11 protein-coding genes, 1 tRNA gene and 1 pseudogene are annotated in these 18,483 nt (G+C 34.4%); 4 read left to right on the top strand and 9 right to left on the bottom strand.

The window, feature by feature from the left end:
• The first annotated feature begins 274 nt into the window (after positions 1–274).
• Positions 275–847, top strand: coding sequence for a glycerol-3-phosphate 1-O-acyltransferase PlsY (plsY, locus tag AAGD59_RS00070; RefSeq protein WP_015589348.1), 573 nt, complete (start codon positions 275–277; stop codon positions 845–847).
• On the opposite strand, the gene AAGD59_RS00065 is transcribed toward plsY, so the two are convergent.
• The 3 genes from AAGD59_RS00065 to AAGD59_RS00055 all read right to left on the bottom strand — a co-directional run bounded on the left by AAGD59_RS00065 (position 842) and on the right by AAGD59_RS00055 (position 3,686).
• Positions 842–2,638 (bottom strand): hypothetical protein, encoded by a 1,797-nt coding sequence (locus AAGD59_RS00065; RefSeq protein WP_015589347.1) that lies wholly within the window; start codon positions 2,636–2,638, stop codon positions 842–844. The two genes, plsY and AAGD59_RS00065, sit on opposite strands and share 6 nt — an antisense overlap.
• A gap of 52 nt (positions 2,639–2,690) precedes the next feature.
• Complete coding sequence (locus AAGD59_RS00060) at positions 2,691–3,587, bottom strand: cation diffusion facilitator family transporter (RefSeq protein WP_015589346.1); 897 nt, start codon at positions 3,585–3,587, stop codon at positions 2,691–2,693.
• Between the two features lie 26 nt (positions 3,588–3,613).
• Positions 3,614–3,686 (bottom strand) — tRNA-Val (locus AAGD59_RS00055).
• A 251-nt stretch (positions 3,687–3,937) separates the two neighbouring features.
• Here AAGD59_RS00055 and AAGD59_RS00050 point away from each other — a divergent pair.
• Both AAGD59_RS00050 and AAGD59_RS00040 read left to right on the top strand, forming a co-directional pair.
• Positions 3,938–7,315, top strand: a pseudogene (locus tag AAGD59_RS00050) (peptidase M2).
• 686 nt (positions 7,316–8,001) lie between these two features.
• Complete coding sequence (locus AAGD59_RS00040; protein ID WP_265027895.1) at positions 8,002–9,180, top strand: collagen-like protein; 1,179 nt, start codon at positions 8,002–8,004, stop codon at positions 9,178–9,180.
• Between the two features lie 743 nt (positions 9,181–9,923).
• Here AAGD59_RS00040 and glyA read toward each other — a convergent pair.
• From glyA to AAGD59_RS00020, 4 genes are all read right to left on the bottom strand, one after another.
• Entirely contained in the window at positions 9,924–11,201 is a 1,278-nt protein-coding gene (gene glyA / locus AAGD59_RS00035) for a serine hydroxymethyltransferase (RefSeq protein ID WP_015589344.1), read from the bottom strand.
• A gap of 40 nt (positions 11,202–11,241) precedes the next feature.
• Positions 11,242–12,462 (bottom strand): MFS transporter, encoded by a 1,221-nt coding sequence (locus tag AAGD59_RS00030; protein ID WP_141457298.1) that lies wholly within the window; start codon positions 12,460–12,462, stop codon positions 11,242–11,244.
• A 135-nt stretch (positions 12,463–12,597) separates the two neighbouring features.
• On the bottom strand, positions 12,598–13,827 hold the full coding sequence (locus AAGD59_RS00025) for an MFS transporter (protein WP_179949600.1): 1,230 nt from the start codon (positions 13,825–13,827) through the stop codon (positions 12,598–12,600).
• Between the two features lie 75 nt (positions 13,828–13,902).
• Complete coding sequence (locus AAGD59_RS00020; RefSeq protein ID WP_015589342.1) at positions 13,903–15,117, bottom strand: MFS transporter; 1,215 nt, start codon at positions 15,115–15,117, stop codon at positions 13,903–13,905.
• A gap of 488 nt (positions 15,118–15,605) precedes the next feature.
• Between AAGD59_RS00020 and AAGD59_RS00015 the strand changes: the two genes are divergently transcribed.
• Positions 15,606–16,094 (top strand): hypothetical protein, encoded by a 489-nt coding sequence (locus tag AAGD59_RS00015; RefSeq protein WP_015589341.1) that lies wholly within the window; start codon positions 15,606–15,608, stop codon positions 16,092–16,094.
• Positions 16,095–16,147: 53 nt separating this feature from the next.
• Here the strand turns inward: AAGD59_RS00015 and AAGD59_RS00010 are convergent, their stop codons facing one another.
• Together AAGD59_RS00010 and hemE are read right to left on the bottom strand one after the other, a co-directional pair.
• On the bottom strand, positions 16,148–17,341 hold the full coding sequence (locus tag AAGD59_RS00010; protein ID WP_015589340.1) for a pyridoxal phosphate-dependent aminotransferase: 1,194 nt from the start codon (positions 17,339–17,341) through the stop codon (positions 16,148–16,150).
• A 69-nt stretch (positions 17,342–17,410) separates the two neighbouring features.
• Positions 17,411–18,427: a uroporphyrinogen decarboxylase gene (gene hemE / locus AAGD59_RS00005; RefSeq protein WP_341812965.1), complete on the bottom strand. Its 1,017-nt coding sequence runs from the start codon at positions 18,425–18,427 to the stop codon at positions 17,411–17,413.
• Positions 18,428–18,483 lie beyond the last annotated feature (56 nt).

The following is an 18,483-nucleotide window of genomic DNA, read 5'->3' as shown; positions in this document are numbered from 1 at the left end:
TTTCAGTACCATCTTCTTGTTACCTCAGAACTCTCTCTTGTCATCCCAGTGCGTGACACTGGGATCCAGTCTATTTCATCATGGACATTATTTTTAAGATATGCTCCTAGAATCCGTTGTCAACTGCATAATTTGCAAATACTTTTATATCTGGATTCCAGTGTCAAGCACTGGAATGACACCCTTCTGGTACTCAGATGATACGAAAAGAAACGCTGGAACGACGTCGTTCAAGGCAACAAATTGCCTTCAAATTACAACAACTGTGGATATGATGGAGAGGTACGTAATCCTTATACTATCCTACATACTCGGTTCAATACCGTTTAGCTTAATCATTACAAGAATAAAAGGGATAAACTTAAGAGAAATAGGTTCAGGTAATATTGGTGCTACAAACGTTGCAAGAACAGGAAATAAATTTCTTGCTGCTTTGGCATTACTTCTGGATTCCTTTAAGGGATTTATTGCCGTTTATATAGCACAACAATTTTTTGATGATAATCTTTGTATATACATATCTGCAATTTTAGCAGTTTTAGGACACATGTTTCCTGTATGGCTAAAATTCAGTGGAGGAAAGGGCGTTGCAACCACTCTAGGGATACTGATAGCATTTAACATTGATATTACTTTAGTATTCGTAATAATTTGGATAATAGTCTTTCTTGCCTTTAGATACTCTTCCCTTGCTTCACTCAGTGCTACTTCAACGGCTGTAGCATGGTCCTTTTTTTTTCAGAGGAATTTGTTCTTAACATTACTAATTATAGGAGCACTAGTTTTCTTAAAGCACCACAGAAATATTGTGAATCTTCTGCAAGGTAAGGAAAATAAATTTTTATAAGCATGCTGACTCTGCTGCTATATTACTAACAGATACTTCATGCGAGAAACGACTTGAGACTACTTCCTCTACTTCTTTTATCATTTCTTCCATGCTTTTTCCACTTTTCTTACATGCATCATCAAGTGCTAATTTTAGCTTACGTATATCATTCTCTTCTAGCATCTTATTCATTTCTTTTTTCGTTATCTCTAATTTTTTTAGTAAGATGTTCTCCATTATCTCTCTTTCATCACCTTTATACTGGCTACTTAGTCTGCTATACGCAATGCAACACTTCTTTTCTCGTGGCAAGGCTGACAGATTTTGCAATGTAGCATCTACTTGAACTTCTATAGGGTTAACTTTCCTAGCCTTTTCAACAGCTTCTGACCTAAATTTCTCGACTTCTCCTATTATTATTTTGCTAGCTATTCTTTTAGCTTCATCCACAGATGAATCCTTGAGAGAAAAATCTGTCTTGAGTAAATTTTGGTTTAAAAGCTCTAGAAAAACTTTTTCTTTTATATCAGCACAACATCTTGTGTTTGTTTCTTGTGCAATATAAAAAGATAAGCGCTCATCCAAGAATTCTACTAACTTTATAGAACTAATATCTTTCATTAACATCAGCACAATTTGTTCACTATATTGAGAAGTGAAACTCAATAATTTTCTCATTAAAGGAATACTTACTTCTGAAATAAAATTATCAACTATCTTCTGACTTTCATCGTTAGGGTCATTCTGAGCTTTGTACCAAGCCTTAAGAATTTCTTTACTGTTTTTTTTGTTTTTTAACCTGTCTAACATGAACTTACGTGCTTCATTTTTTGCCTCTGAAATTGATATTTGCTGCGGAGCAGTAAATCTAATTTCTGGATCAGGATGAATACCCTCTAGTGTGCTTAACATTCTGTAGACAATACCGGTAAAACAGGTGTTAGGGATTCGCTCTTTTCTAGAGAAAGTTTGGCTATCAAGCAAATTTGTAATTAACGCGTCTTTTTTATTTTTTACAGCTTCTCTGTCTCCATCATTGCAGGCTTTCAGAACTAAAAGTAAAATCTGTCCACCTGTAAAGCCGGAGCTATGCTTTTGATCATCTTTGCAAAAGTCATTTAAAAATGTAATTACTCTTCCTTTATCCTCATCACTAAATTGACGATAATTAAGTTCATTTAAATCATTTATATATTCAATAAATTGCTTAAATTCTCTATCATTAATAACGTCTTCGGATACTTTTTCACCATACTTATCTTTTAATTTATCAATATTTTTAATGATATCATCATTTAATTGATGGGGCAGTAAATGTTCAAGCTTAACATCAAAACTATTAACCATACCACGTAAATTCTCTTTTATACCCTCCAAAAAGAAATTTATAGAAGCTTTAAGCAGCGTAAATGGGTTAAAATCTTTTGGTCTCAGTTCACTCTGCAATAAAACCAATAGCATTGTAAGTGGTATAGTTCCCAGTAACGAAATAAGCAAAAAAGTGGTAGTGAAAGTTAGATATGTTATAAAAGCAGAAAACAAGAGGAAGGCTGCTACCTTGATTGTATTGTTCTTAAAAAATATTTCCCAATATTCCCTTTTGCTCATCTTTTGCTGTTTTGCCGTTTTTATTTCTTTGTAGATATAAAGAGTTTTAATTTCAGACCTGAAGAATATAGTACCAAGAGAAAAAAGAACATTAACGGGATTAGTGATAATGCTTAAAGAAACAAAAGTTGCAAAATAACTAACAAACTTTAGCCTGCTAGATTCCTTTGAAGGAAATTGTATTTGAGAAATACCTATCATAGCTTACCTTCAACATCATTACACTTTAGTAATAGCATAATAATTTAAAACGTCAATGTTTAAGTATCTTATTATCCGCACATTCATCATACTCGATTTCAACTGTAGAGTGTGCTATTTCGAACTTATCTAGCAATATTTTTTTTATTTCATATAAAACATTGGTGTGCTGCACATTTTGCTTTATTTTAGCATGCATGGTAATTATAAAATAATTATCAGACAGCGACCATGTATGTATGTGGTGCACATCTATCACTTCAGGTAATTCTGATGTGATCTTACTTTTTATCTCTTCAGCAGATATACCCTCAGGTGTACCTTCAAGGAGTATATGGCAAGAATTCTTTAGAATTTTGTAGCCACTATTTAGAATTATCACACTAACAAATACTGATAAGATTGGATCTACTATTTGCCATCCAGTAAGCATGATAATTATGGATGCAAGTATAGCAGCTACAGAACCTAAGATATCTCCTATAACGTGTAGTACAGCACTTTTTATGTTTATATTGCTCTCGCATTTACTATGTAATATAAAAAAGACTATGATATTAGAGATCAGGCCAAGTGTAGCAATTATTAACATTACTTTCCACTCAACATTGACTGGAAAAATAAACCTTTTTATTGACTCAATTATAATGATTACTGCAATGAGGAATAGAGTTAAACCATTAACAAATGCTGCAATTATCTGCAACCGATGATACCCGTATGATCTCTGCAAATCGGATTTCTTAGCTGAAAACCTATGTGCTAACCAGCTTAAAACCAAGGCAAAGAGGTCAGTGAGCATATGCCCTGCATCTGATAATAGAGCAAGCGAATGTGAAATTATTCCACCTACTATTTCCATAAACATTGTTATCGCAACTATTATTATGGAATAGATTAAGCGCTTGGACTGCGCTGCTGAGTGTTTACCGTTATGCACTGCTGTCATATAAAATCTTTTCATGAACAAAAACGTGGGTAACACTGGGTTCGAACCAGCGACCGCTTGCACGTCAAGCAAGTGCTCTACCAACTGAGCTAATTACCCATCGTGGTTTTAGTATAGTGCTTTGGTGGAATGAAAGTCAATAAACCACTTTGCTTTTGTCCTTGTCCAATGTGATTCCGAAATATAGCTGTATAGAATTTCAGCCATATTCTAAATTTTACATATTAAGTTAACTATCTATACTTTATTTATTAAGATATAAATTATATTAATACAGGAATTTACGTTTTTTTTAGGGAAATTACTTTATGCTTGATATTTGAAGAGTTAATAAATTATAGGTTAGAATCATGGCAATCAATCAACAAGTAAATAAAAATATAACTAAAGAAGAATACTTCAACAATAACGGCAAAGGGTTTAATTCGCCACATGTTATAGAAGTTGAAGATTTAAATATTAAAGTAGAGGTTTATTCTCACAATTTAAGAGCAAGTAAAGTTGCTAACATTGAAAGTGAGATAAGAGAAACAGCTACTAGTTTTAAAGATACATTCAAGTTAGAACGCGGCAGTTCAGAACAAACATTTAAAATTTACATGTTTGATGACAAGGATGATTACACTCACCTTGGTGGAAGCGAGCGTTTCGGTTCTTACCTTGGAGACGAAGGTGGTAAATGTTACTACAAAGGGAAAGCTGATGTTTTTGCTGAAATGTACGTCTACCAGCAAGGTGGCGTTCATAATCTTCAGCATGAATTTGCACATGGTTTAACTTACTTGGCTACAGGAGGCAAATCTTTACCTACAGTATTAATGGAAGGAATTGCAGATTACTTTGAGCATCATTCAGATCATAAATTCAATTCTCAAGGATCAAGTATTGACAAGACCGAAGCTGCAAATTTGGATTTAGATAAAATTTTAAGTTTAGAATACTCAAAGGACAGCGAAGCAAATAGCCTAGTTTATAAAACAGGTCATGCGTTGATAATGTACTTACAGGAAAAAGATCCTAGTTTATTAAGAGACTACCTAGATGCTTTACGTCAAGGTAACTCAGATGAGTCAAAAAGTTTCTTGAAAGACATAAAAGGACACGATACTGACTTCAAAAGTTGGCTTGCTGAGAATGATACAGAAACTGCAATGGAACATCTCAACGCTTTGCAAGTTACAAAAGGAGATTTCATAGCAACTGGTCAAGAAATAGTGGGTGGAGAAATTAAAAACGTATCCTACTATAAAGCAAATATAGAAAAAATGGATGGAGAAAACGTTGGAAGTTTTTCTCCTGTAGAACACGTTGCATTTTATGATGTTGCTCGTGCTATAAATAGGGCAACAAATGATACACTTGATATATCAAAGGAATATCATTTCCTCAAGGTAGTAAAAACTTCCGATGGACAAGATAAACTAACTTACTCTGACCAACAAGGTAATGAGTACCGAAACAGTCTAGAGTATAAAAATCAGGCTTTTAGAATGCTATCAAAGTATGATGAAAATTTAAAGAAAGCTTATGATGATGCATTAAAAAATCTGGATGAGCAGAGGCAAATGGAATATCCCAAGATAAATAAAGAATATAGCGAAGGGAAGATTTCTTACGAAGAGTATTCAGACAAATATTATTCAATTCCCTCCAAATATGAGGAATTAAAAAGTACCTTACTTGATGAAACCATAAACACTGGCTTAGAACAAGTAAAAGCGACTAAGAACATCGATGTAGAAAAGATGTTAGAAGAGATGATCAATATCGATTCAAACTTGATAAGAGGTACAAATCATATTGATCTACAAGAAGGTAAGATTTTTTCTATGCAAGCTCATGGTCAAGGAGATATGGGTGCACTGTCTATATATGACGGAAATACAAAGCTTGGAGAATTATTGAGCGAATCAGGATTTTTTAAGCAAGTTGAAGGCCAAACTAAAGAAACTTTCGTTTTTGAGGATATATTACACAACTTAAATGTTTCATACGAAGGCGGTGCTTACATGGCAGTTACAAAAGAAAATGGTCATTATAAAGCTTCCCTAATAGATGGCAGAACAGTTGAACGCGATGAATACTTTGATGAAGCGCATTTACATGAAAATGAATTGTTGCATCCTAGCACTGGACACATCCAAAAAGATTTAGATTCTCTGCTTCTTAGAGGTACCAAAATTTTGAATCATCAGGATTCAGAACATGCACAATATTCTGATGAGCAAAAGGCAAATGGAGTAATCGTGGAAAAAGGAAAATTACTGGATAATAAGGGAACAGATAGGACAGACGATGATGTATATGAAGCTGTCGTAAAGCAAGGAGACGAGCGCTTACATGAATTTAAAAATATGGGCTTTTATATTACCGAGAAAGGTGATCTATTTATTCATGACCATGGAGCAAATGTAAGGTTTCAACTACCACAAAGTATTACTCATCTAAAATTAGTGGAAAAAGACGGAGCATATAAGCTTGTTCCGGTGACAAAAGATGGTAATGAACATCCAATAGGTATGCCAAATATATCAGATGAATATAGATACATAGATCCAATATTTGCACATGAATATGAAAAGAGAGATTATTCCCATAAACATGTAAATGTGGGCCTTATAAACTTAGAGAAATATGGCTCTGGCAAACTTTTTGCTATAAAGTACGACCCAAATGATTACCACATACAAAGAAACTCTAGCGGTGAAATAGTTAGAATAAAAGATCAAACATATTTCACTAAAGTAAAATTGTTTGATGGCGACGAAGAAATTGGAATGTTATCTAATAACTTCCATAACTTCAAAGGTAAAATATTCTTTTCTGCTGACTACAACTACAGTTATAACGATTTCCTAGCATCTGTTTCTCCTCAAGTTGAAATTGAGGATATGGGAAATGGAAGTAAAAAAATAACTTTCGATCAAGGTAGTGGTGATATCGGTGATACTAATAGAGGCTACACGGACTATCAGAGAATATATACAAAAACCGAAAGTCCAAAAGGGCAAGTAAGTGAAACTAAGACAGAAGTTCATAGTACTACTAATGTTGTTGCACAAGCTGCTGAAGAGAAAACTGCATCAAACGACAATAGTGAAATGCAGTCTGACCAGCCACAAATTCCAACAAGGGCAAAAAGGTCAGCTTCAGTGTAGGAGAAAGAGCAAGAACAGGTAGTATTAAAAGACACAATTCTCAAAATAGAAAAGAGCTACGAGCAGGACTCAGAAGGGAAGCATAAGGCAAATGTAACGATAGATTATAATGATGTAAAAGCCTTATATGATAGAGCGGAAGGAGCAGAAAAGCAATCTGTGTTAGATTTTTGGAACAAACTGCACACATCAGAATACAAGGTTGGTGCTTTGCCGGAAGACAAATACTATTTTGAAAAAGGCAAATTCGTAATCCACGATAGTGATACGAAAAAGCTTATAGTGTTACCTGAAGATAAGGTGTCCATCAAGATAATGAAGGATGGTGATAGTTATAGTTTAGCTATATCAAGTGGTAATGGCAAAGTAATAAGCAGCATTAGTAAAATAGATAATCCAAATTACGAATTGCTGTCAGATTCAAGTCATTTCAATTCAGAGGAGCAAGATAATATTGTATTATCAGATCAACATCACGAATATAATCTTTATCTAGAGAATGGTTTTGTGAAAATGTTCGATTGCGCAAGCGATCACATTTATCACGACCACAACTCGGCCTATATCTAATACATACAAGGAGGGCAGTGCCCTCTTCTTGTCATTCCAGTGTCAAGCACTGCCGTCTTGGATGGAAACCAGCGTCACGCCCTGGAATGACAGGGTTTGTCATCCGAGTAGCCCCTTCGGTGTCATCCCAGTGCCCAGACACTGGGATGGCTTTGTTGCATCGCTACTTATGAAAGGCTAACTATAGTTAGGATTATAAGCAACCTATTGAAAATCTTGTTTTTTTGCAATCAATCTGATCAAATTTAAGAATAGTAATTTGTTATTTATATTAATAAATTTAATTCTATTGAAAATAGCTAAAGCATTGAAATTCTTGAATTTTAGCCAGATTAGTGAGTGGTAGTAAAATTTCTTTTACTCAAATTTAGGTATTCACTGACCGTTCTTGTTATAAATACCAGAATAATAAGCTACTGATATTCCCTATCTTTTTTATCTTTAATCCATCATAGCTAGCGATGCAACAAAGCCCACTGGGATCCAGAAAACTTAACTTTAAATAAGTGGCTGCATAATAAAGGCTGGATTCCAGACTGGAATGACATCATCTGCTACACACTTGAATGACAAGAGAAGAATTCTGAAACAACAAGTTTCAAGGAAATCTTATGTAAAATCTAACATTAACGAAAATTATACTATTTTCATGCATGCTATGGTTTTTGTAATTAATGGAGGGTGATATGGCGTTGAGTGAAAAATTGAGTACAATAGATACAATAGAAAACCTTGCAACTAACAAAAATTTTTTAGGAAAATTGATAGTGGAACTCAATAAAGGTGCTAATGATAAAGGTATATATACTAAAAAAGGTGTGGATGATGAGTTGAGAAAGAAAGCTAATACTGCAGATGTTTACACTAAAAGAAATGTAAATGATGAGTTGGCAAAAAAAGCTGACAAGAATTACGTCGATGCTGAGCTAGGAGAGAAAGCTGGTGCAGCTGATCTAGCCAACAAAGCTAATACTGCAGATGTTTACACTAAAACTGATGCAGATACTGCTTTTGTCAAAGCTACAGAGCTTAAAACAAAAGCTGCAGCAAAAGATGTCGTGGATGCTATAATTGCTTCTACTGATTTTACCGATAAAGTATACACTAAAAATGATGCAGATACTGCGTTTGTTAAAACTGCAGATCTTGCAACAAAAGTTGCAAAAAAAGCTGTTGTGGATGCTTTAATACCAGAATTAGCAAAAGGTGCTGATGATAAAGGTATCTATACCAAAAAAGGTGTTGATGATGCATTTGTTAAAACTTTAGGACTTACAGATACGCTAAAAACAGAAGTAGTAAAACAGCCTGTTGTGGATGCTATAACTGCTTCTCCTGATTTTACAAATAAGGTATATATTAAAGCTGCTCCAGCCGATGAAGTTTACACTAAAACTGCTGCAGAGACTGCTTTTGTTAAAGCTACAGAGCTTAAAACAAAAGCTGCAGCGAAAGATGTCGTGAATGCTATATTTGATGCAAAAGACGGCGACAAATCAATTTTAGTGGATAAATTAGGAGGATTTCTTGATGCTACTGACACAGCGTATGGTGACAAAAATGATCAAACAGCAAAGGTGTTCTTAGGAGGTAAAGGGCTAAAAGGGGAGACAGGAGCCACTGGTCCTAAAGGAGCAGATGGTAAAGATGGAGCTCAAGGCCCACAAGGAGAGACAGGGGAGACAGGAGCAGATGGTAAAAGTCCAACAGCTGCTGAAATAGCTGCTGAGAAAGCCTTACAAGAGCATGTAACAAAGATAAGCATACAAAGTCCAGAATTTAAAAGAGCTGTGCAAGAGGAAATGTCACAACCGTATTTTGAGCCTCCAACAAGTGATGATGCTGCACTTAATTGGACTTGGTAATACAGCTTAGATCCAAGTAGTCACGCTACTTGGATGACGTCATATGGTCCTCTGATGACGGAAAAAGGACTCGGATAACACCCTACAATGTCATTCCAGCGCGTGACGCTGGAATCCAGCCTTTTCATAATCATTAAAATGTTGTATTTTAACATAAAACGGCTACTTTTATGCTTACCAACTTAATAAAATTCCTGGATCCCAGTGTCTGGGCACTGGGATGACACCCTACTAGCAGAAGTTACTCTCAAATGTTTGTTCATGTTAGCTACAAACATTAAGAAATTTACCAAACGAAAAAAGGCAAAAGAAGCCCTAGTCATTGTCTATTTTCAGTATTGGCGTTTTTTAAGTCTTAAACACTGCAATTTAGCTGCTTTTAAATGCAACTCATCTTAGTTTAAATGTTTAAGAAATTTACTAAGCAGAAAAAAAGGCAAAAGAAATCCCGTATTAGCTAGTTGTCACTCTCTAATCCTGCAAATTGGCGTGCTATACTGTCTTAAACGCTTTATAAGCGCGTTTCAGCTTATATAGGTAAAAACCCAGAAATGTTGTGAAGACGTAGGGTGCGCATAGTGCAAAAAATTAAAAATAAGACGCCAATTACGTAATACTGTTGTCGTTTAATCTGCACAGATTGAAGATAAATGAATACCTTCAGTTTCATGATAAGAGGGCTGGCGAAGGGTGTCAAGTAAGTTTTTTCGTTTCTACCAGCTACTTGGATGACACCACATAAATTAATAAATAGGAAAATTACTACAAATCCTTTCAACTTTAGCTTTTACTGCTTTTTCGACACTTGAGCTATTTCCGCTGATTAATCCTTGAATTACTTCATTTATTAGACCAGCTATCTCTTTAAAATTTTCTGCCTCAAGTCCGCGTGTTGTCTCAGCAGCGGTGCCAAAACGGAGCCCTGAAGTGATGGTCGGCTTTGCTGTATCAAATGGTACAGAGTTTTTATTACAGGTAATACCGGCTCTCTCAAGGCTATCTACAACGTCTTTTCCAGTTAATTTCTGCGATCTTAAGTCAACTAGCACTATATGAGAGTCAGTGCCACCGGTTATAATGTCAAGTCCATGCTTTTGCAATTCTTGAGCCAGCACTTTCGCATTTTCCACGACTTTCTTGCTATAAGTCTTAAACTCTGGTGCTAATGCTTCTTTAAATGCAACAGCTTTTGCAGCTATCACATGCATAAGTGGCCCGCCCTGCAATCCTGGAAAAACTGCAGATTGAATTTTTTTGTGTAATGCTTCATCATTGGTCATCACTATTCCACCACGAGGACCACGCAAAGTTTTGTGAGTTGTGGAAGTCATAACATGTGCATATTCAGCAGGGGATGGATATTCGCCCGCTGCAATAAGCCCTGCATAGTGAGCAATGTCTGCAAGCAAATAAGCACCAACTTTATCTGCAATTTCGCGAAAGCGTTTGAAGTCCATTTTTCTCGGATAAGCAGAAGCACCAGCTATGATCAATTTCGGTTTATGCTCCAGCGCCAGCTTTTCTATCTCATCCATATCCAGCAAGTAAGTGTCTTTATTCACTGTATATTGAACTGACTTAAACCATTTACCAGAAAGGCTTGGTGCCGCACCATGAGTTAGATGCCCACCGCAATTCAGTGACAATCCAAGTATCGTATCACCTGGAGCAAGTAGTGAAGCAAACACTGCTTGATTCGCCTGAGAACCAGAGTGAGGTTGAACGTTTGCAAATTTTACACCAAACAACTTACAAAGTCTCTCTATAGCCAGACTTTCAATTTTGTCCACATGCTCACAACCACAGTAATATCTTTTACCTGGATAACCTTCTGCGTATTTATTAGTCAGAAAAGAGCCTTGTGCCTCCATTACCGCTTTGCTTGCAAAATTTTCTGATGCAATTAATTGCAATTGTGATTTTTGGCGTTGTAATTCTTTTTCTATAGACTGATAAACCTCGTTATCAAAAGACTTTAAACTATTTTTAGAGCCACAGATTTTTTTTAAAACACTCATCATAGATCAAACCTCGCTTTAATTTTAAGATGCACAAGCAATTTTAAGACTGCTTATCCTGCTTTTTTAACCATAAGAGCCCAAAAACAGCTATCAGCAAACATACAGGAATAATAGATGTTGCTTTTATCAGCAATTCAGCACTATACACAGGATTTCCTTGTATCACTGTCCTATCCCAACACAAATCTATTATTTTTGCGATCCCAGTGTGAAAAAAATAGCCAAAAACCATGACTATCATATTTGACACAGCTGTAGTTAATCCTATTAAGTTATTATTTACATAACTTAATGCTTTGTACAGTGTTACTATTTGATATCCAGAAGCGAAACCTATAACAAGAAGTGCAGGCAATACAATATACAATCCGCCAGCCTGTGTAAAAAGTAAAAGGAAACTAGCAATCATTGCAAAGGAACAGACAATAATAACTTCATAATGTCTATTTGGATATTTTTCTAATATGTGAGCAAAAGAGAGCAATCCAGCTGCAAATCCTACATATATAACAGAAGAAATTGAAGACGCTAGATCACCGGCCATTTGATATACCTCACATAAAAAAGCTTTTGTCCAAGCATCAGCAAAACCTTCTAGTGGACCTACCATTAAGCCACCAAAAAAACTAATTAGAATGATATATTTATTGAAAAGCACAGTTTTTAGATCCTTCATGCTAATTTTTTCTTTTCGAAAGTTGTAAGCATTGTAAGGAATAACTAAAAATAAAGATAAAGCGAGTAAGAAACCAAACCCTGAAAGAATATAAATTACATAATTCCAACCAAACTCATCAAGCAAAAGTTCTATTGGTAGACCACCATATATTGCCCCTAATAGCCCTATAATAACAGATATGCTTGCCATTTTTGCTGATTTTTCTCGCGAAAAATACATACTGGCAACTTTAAATACTCCTATTACTGACGCAGACGAGCCAATCCCAACAATTATTCTACCTAATACTGAATAATACCACTCATCAAAGCACACAAGAGGTAATGTTCCAATAGACACCAAGACAGCACAAATAGGTAAAACAATTTTTGGACCGAATCTATCAAAACAAAGACCAACAGGGATATGAACTAGTGTAAATCCCACATAGTAGAGACCATTAAATTGCCCTAAATCTGCAATGCTTATATTAAATTTTGTTATTAATACAGGCGCAATTATGTTTGGCATGACACGTAACACATACTGGTATGCATAGAAAAGAGATACTATCAACCATACAAAAAAATTACTTTTCGACATACCTACCACCTAATAAAACCCAATTACAATTAAAACAAAAATATCAAAGTAAAATAAAGTATTATATTTCATAATAACAAGAGCCTTAAATTAGTACATCTAACGATTTTATCATACGAGCCTTCGATAAATTATCTACTTATTACAATCAACTTCTCTAAAATCTTTATTTTTTAACCATAAGAGCCCAAAAACAGCCACCAGCAAACATACAGGAATAACTGATGTTGCTTTTATCAGCAATTCAGCACCATACACAGGATTTCCTTGTATTATTGTTCTATCCCAACACAAATCTACTATTTTTGCGATCCCAGTGTGAAAAAAATAGCCAAAAACCATAACTATCATGTTTGACACAGCTGTAGCCAGGCCTACTAAGTTATTATTTACATAACTTATCGCTTTGTAAATGGTAACCACCTGATATCCAGATGTGAAGCCAATAATAAAAAGCGTAGGTAATACAACATACAAGCCACCAATCTGAGTAAAAAGCAAAAGAAAACTAGCGATCATTGCAAATGAGCATGCAATTATTACTTCATAATGCTTATTTTTATATTTTTCCAATAAATAAGCCAAAGAGAATGATCCTATTAACATTCCTATCAATATTACGGAAGAGAGAGAAGATGCCAAGTCTTCATTCATTTTATATACTTCAAAAAAGAATGCTTTCACCCAACCATCGGCAAAACCTTGCATTGGACCGACCATGAGTCCACCAAAAAAGCTAATTAGAATAATATGCTTGTTGAAAAGTATGTTTTTTAAGTCTCTAATGCTAACTTTTTCCTGTTGAGCATTGCTTTCAGGCGTTACTAAGAACAGCAACAGAGCAAGTAAACACCCAAATGCTGAGAATGTATAGATAACATAATTCCAGCCAAATTTATCGAGTAAGAAGTCTAAAGGTAACCCGCCACATATCCCTCCCAAAATTCCTATAATTATAGATAAGCTGGCCATTCTTGCTGATTTTTCTTGCGCAAAATACATGCTTGCAACTTTAAAAAGCCCAATTGCTGAAGCGGATGACCCAATTCCAACGACTATTCTGCCAAGTATTGAATAATACCACTCATCAAAGCATATAAGTGGTAATGTTCCGGTAAATGTTAAGATAATACAAATAGGCAAAACAAATTTTGGCCCGAATTTGTCAAGAGCAAGACCAATAGGTATGTGAGCCAGCGTATAGCCTACATAGTATAACCCACCAAACTGGCCAACATCTGTAATACTTATGTTAAATTTTGTTATCAATTCAGGCGCAATTATGTTTGGAATTACGCGTAATATATATTGGTATGCATAAAACAGTGACGCCAACAGCCAGACTAAAAAATTCCTCTGCAACATGAATCTCAGCTAAAATTTAGGATTATAGATACTTTAGTTATAAAAAACAATACTATATTAATCATCTAAATCTGCTTAGCTCTTTTTACAGCTTATAACTTTAAGTAGCCAAAAGCCTATCATACCTATTAGTAAACATATAGGTATTATTAACATAGATTTAACCATTACATCGGCTCCATAAAGCGGTTTTTCATCAACGATCTTACCATCCCAATAAAAATTCATTATATTTGCAATAACGGTATGAAAAAAATAGCCAAAACTCATAACTATAGCATTACTTACAGATCCTGCACTTGCTACCGCATCATCCTTCACAAGATTTACAACTTTGGCAGTCAAAACAATTTGGTACGCAGAAGCAAAACCAACTATAAATAGTAATATGGATGCTAAAAGTGAATTAATGTTACATATAAAAAGTAATAAAAACACAATTATCATAGCCATAGCACAAGAAATTATTATCTCATAGTGTTTGGTTGGTTTTTTTTCTAGTAAGTAAGAAAGTGATAAATATCCAAAACCAAAGCCTATCAGTATCCATTTTGAAATATTGTATGCAACCTGTCTATCTATAGCATACATCTCATGCAAGAATGTTGCAGACCATACATCTGTAAACCCTTCCAATGGTCCAACCATAAAGCCACCAAATAAACTTATTAATAGAACATTTTTATTGAATATAACTTCACTTAAACTTTTAATATTTAATCTTTCTTCTGAAGTATCAATTTTGGGTATAAACATAAAGGAAACAAGAGCAAGCAACAATCCCAGTGTTATAAATGTAACAAACACATAGTCCCACCCAAACTTATTAAATAAGATATGTAACGGTTTAGTGGCAAATACACCACCTGAGATGCCAATAATAGCTGATATACTAAACATCATGGCAAATTTTTCTCTACGGTAATAAATACTTATTATTTTAAAGAGTCCAAGTACTGAAGCAGAGGATCCAATACCAGTAATTATCCTTCCAATAATAGAATAACTCCAATCATTAGAACTGACTAAAGGTAAAGCACCTAAAGATGTTAATGCAATACAAATCGGTATAACAATTTTAGAACCAAATCTATCTAAAAGAATACCTACAGGAATATGTGCTAACACATAACCTACATAATACAGTCCACAAAATTGTCCTATTTCTGTTGTTCCTATATTAAACCTTACTACCAATTCAGGAATTATAATATTTGGAATTACGCGTAATATATATTGGTATGCATAAAACAGTGACGCCAACAACCAGATTAAAAAATTCCTCTGCAATACTTTACCCCAAAGCTAGTATTATAGATACTCTGTTTATAGAAAACAATATTTTTATGAATACTTATTTTAATTTACCGGAATTTTATACAGTTGAACTCATAGCCAACATAAGTAGTTTATGCATTAACTAAATTTTCCAGGTTCAAGTTTGGATGATGGAAAAAGTTCACTTTTTCTATTTTTAAAAGAGACCTTTTATTTTACTTATAATTTTTTCTACCATATCTACAACTGGCTCATGAATAAGGTATATAAAAAAAATTACACCACAAATGATAAGTATATTTATGATTTTACCCTTATTCATCTTTATCTTGAGCTTCACTTTTGTTACAAGATCCATTTTATTTATGTTTTTATTTCATGCTGACAATTATATCTTAAATACCATAATTTTCAGTAAAATTTGACTTCAGAAGTATTCTATTAATTCAATATTAACCTTTTTATGTGTAAAATAGTTAATATAATATTAAAGCAGGCTGATGAATATAAGCACGATAGATAATACGCTGCAAAATTACATAACAAAATACATTGAACAAACATTCGCTACACACGTGCTAGGCAATAGATACGACAAATTGTATAGGAAACTTCTAAGTGGTATAGAAGAGATAATAAAGCTTGCTGTAAATGAAGCAAAACACTACGATGAAAATTTAGAAGATCTATATAACGATTCAAGATTTAATAAGAAATTTATTCAAGCTGTTGCTAAACATCAGGTGTTGGAATTTTTAAATACTTATCCGAAAAGAAAAGAAATTGTTGCAGAATTTTACAATGAACATCACATTAACGAAAGTGATTTAAAGACTCTGGAAAAGGGGAAAGATTTAGTAAATAAAATAAATAACATTAACTTACTGCAACAAAATGAAAAAAATGAGGAATTCAATATTAGAAAGACACTTGCTCAATCAATAAAAATGCCTTCCATAGAAAAACACAAATTAGAGCATTCAAGATAACCTTAGTGAATATTTTTGACGCGGTGAAATGGGTAATTAATGGATAGTCTATTTCATTTTAACTCCTGGCACGCTTTAGTAATACTATCACATCCAATTTCTAATTGTTCCTGAGAGGTTGCATAAGAAATTCTGATAAAATTTTCTAGACCAAATGCAATTCCTGGAACCACAGCAACCAAATGATCTCCCAGTAAGTATTCAGTAAAATCTAAATCATTATTTATTATCTTACCACTTTTTGTGCTTTTACTGAGCAATCCTTCACATGAGACAAATAAATAAAACGCACCTTGTGGAACAGACGCTGATAATCCCGGGACAGAATTTAGCTCTTTCACCATAAAATCTCTACGACTCTTAAAAATCCTTGTTCTTTCTTTCAAAAAACTATGATCACCGTTTAATGCTGCTGCTGCTGCTGCTTGTGCTATCGAATTTGGATTAGAAGTGCTTTGAGACTGCAGCGTAGAGATAGCTTTTACCACATCACTTCTACCTGCAATATACCCTATTCTCCAGCCTGTCATTGCATAGGCTTTTGATACTCCATTGACTACAAAAACTCTATCATAAAGCTTCGGCTCAACCTGAGCGATAGTAAAAAACTTTTCGTCGTATATTATATGCTCATAAATATCATCTGTAACGACATTCATATGTGGATATTCAAGCAATATTTGTGCTATGTCTTTCAATTCATCACATGTGTACACAGCTCCTGCAGGGTTGTTCGGTGAGTTAAGAATTAACCATTTAGTTTTTTTAGTTATCCTGCTTTTCAATAATTCCGCTGTCAGTTTAAAATTTTGTTTGCATTCTACTACAACTGGCAAGCCGCCAAAAAGACTTACCATATCAACATATGAAACCCAATAAGGAGCTGGAATAATAACTTCATCTCCAGAGTTAATTGTTGCCATGAACAAATTGAATAACACCTGCTTAGCACCTGTACCAACACAGATTTGGTTAAGCGTGTACTCGAGGTTATTATCCTTTCTTAACTTATTAATTATTGCTTCTTTCAGCTCACGCGTTCCATCAACAGCAGTATATTTAGTCTTACCTTCACTTATTGCTTGAATAGCTGCTTTTTTTATATGATCTGGAGTATCAAAATCCGGTTCTCCTGCAGCTAAAACACAGATCTTTTTTCCTTCATTTTTCAACTTATTTGCCTTATCAGTTACAGCAATCGTAGGTGATGGTTTTATTAGGAACATTCTTTTTGCAAGGTCTGACATATTTTACTGAAGCTAAATTTAAATGATAAACCCCGTACAACAAAAAAGCTAGGAATTTTGTGTATTGTATTAGTAGCTTTTTACCAGGTTTACCAACGCAGCAATATTTTCAACTGGAGTATCAGGGAGTACTCCATGTCCGAGATTAAATATGAAGGGTAAATCTCTAAAGCAATCTATTATACGTTTTGCTTCTTTGATTGCTTCCGTTTTATTATAGGCTAAAAGATTAGGATCAAGGTTTCCTTGTAGAGGGATGTTTAGATTCGCTTTCGCCCATTTTATTGGAACATTATAATCTATACTTACTGCAGATACACCTGTTTGTTCGCAGTAATCTTTATAAAGATTTCCAGCAGACCTTGGAAAACCTATTATTGGAAAATCAGAAAATCTATCCTTTATTGCCAAGATAATTCTCTTTGTTGGTTCGATAACATATTCTTTAAACAATGGTTCCGATAACGCACCAGCATTACTGTCAAATAGCTGAATAACATCTGCTCCAAATTCTATCTGTTTAATTAGATAAATAATCGTTACTTCCGTTATTCGTTCAATTATTTCCTTCAAACACGAAGGATAAAAATTTAATACTTTGGAAAAAGTTTTGCTGCTCCCACCTTCTATGATGTATGAGGCTACTGTCCATGGTCCACCAGCAAATCCTATGAGAGATTTTTCTTTTGGTAATTGGCTTCTGACTTTTTTTATAGCGTTTAGAATTGGTAAGGTTTTAGTTTCAATTTCTTGTGGACCCTTCAATTCCTTAGGACTTTCCACGGGTTTTATTATTGGACCTACACCGCGTACGAAATTCACGTCACAACCCAAAACATCAGCTATTATTAAAATGTCTGAAAAAATTATCGCCGCATCCATGTCAAATCTTGTCACCGGCTGTAACGTCAATTCTGTCACTAAATATGTGTTGTAGCATATCTCCATAAAATTATTCATATTTTCTACTGCTTTGCGGTACTCAGGAAGAGACCTGCCAGCCTGACGCATTAGCCAGATAGGCACTCTTCCACCCGGCTCATTTCTCTTAATAATTTTCGCTATTGTTGTTTTGCCGCTTTCCAATCTATTCTGTTTATTCTTTTGTATATTAAAGTATAGCAATAATAATAGTTCTATCA

This window comes from Wolbachia endosymbiont (group A) of Cephus spinipes (assembly GCF_964026895.1).
Classification (GTDB): Bacteria; Pseudomonadota; Alphaproteobacteria; order Rickettsiales; family Anaplasmataceae; genus Wolbachia; species Wolbachia pipientis.
The sequence above is the reverse complement of the archived record's forward strand: the minus strand, read 5'-3'. Positions and strand labels throughout refer to the sequence as shown.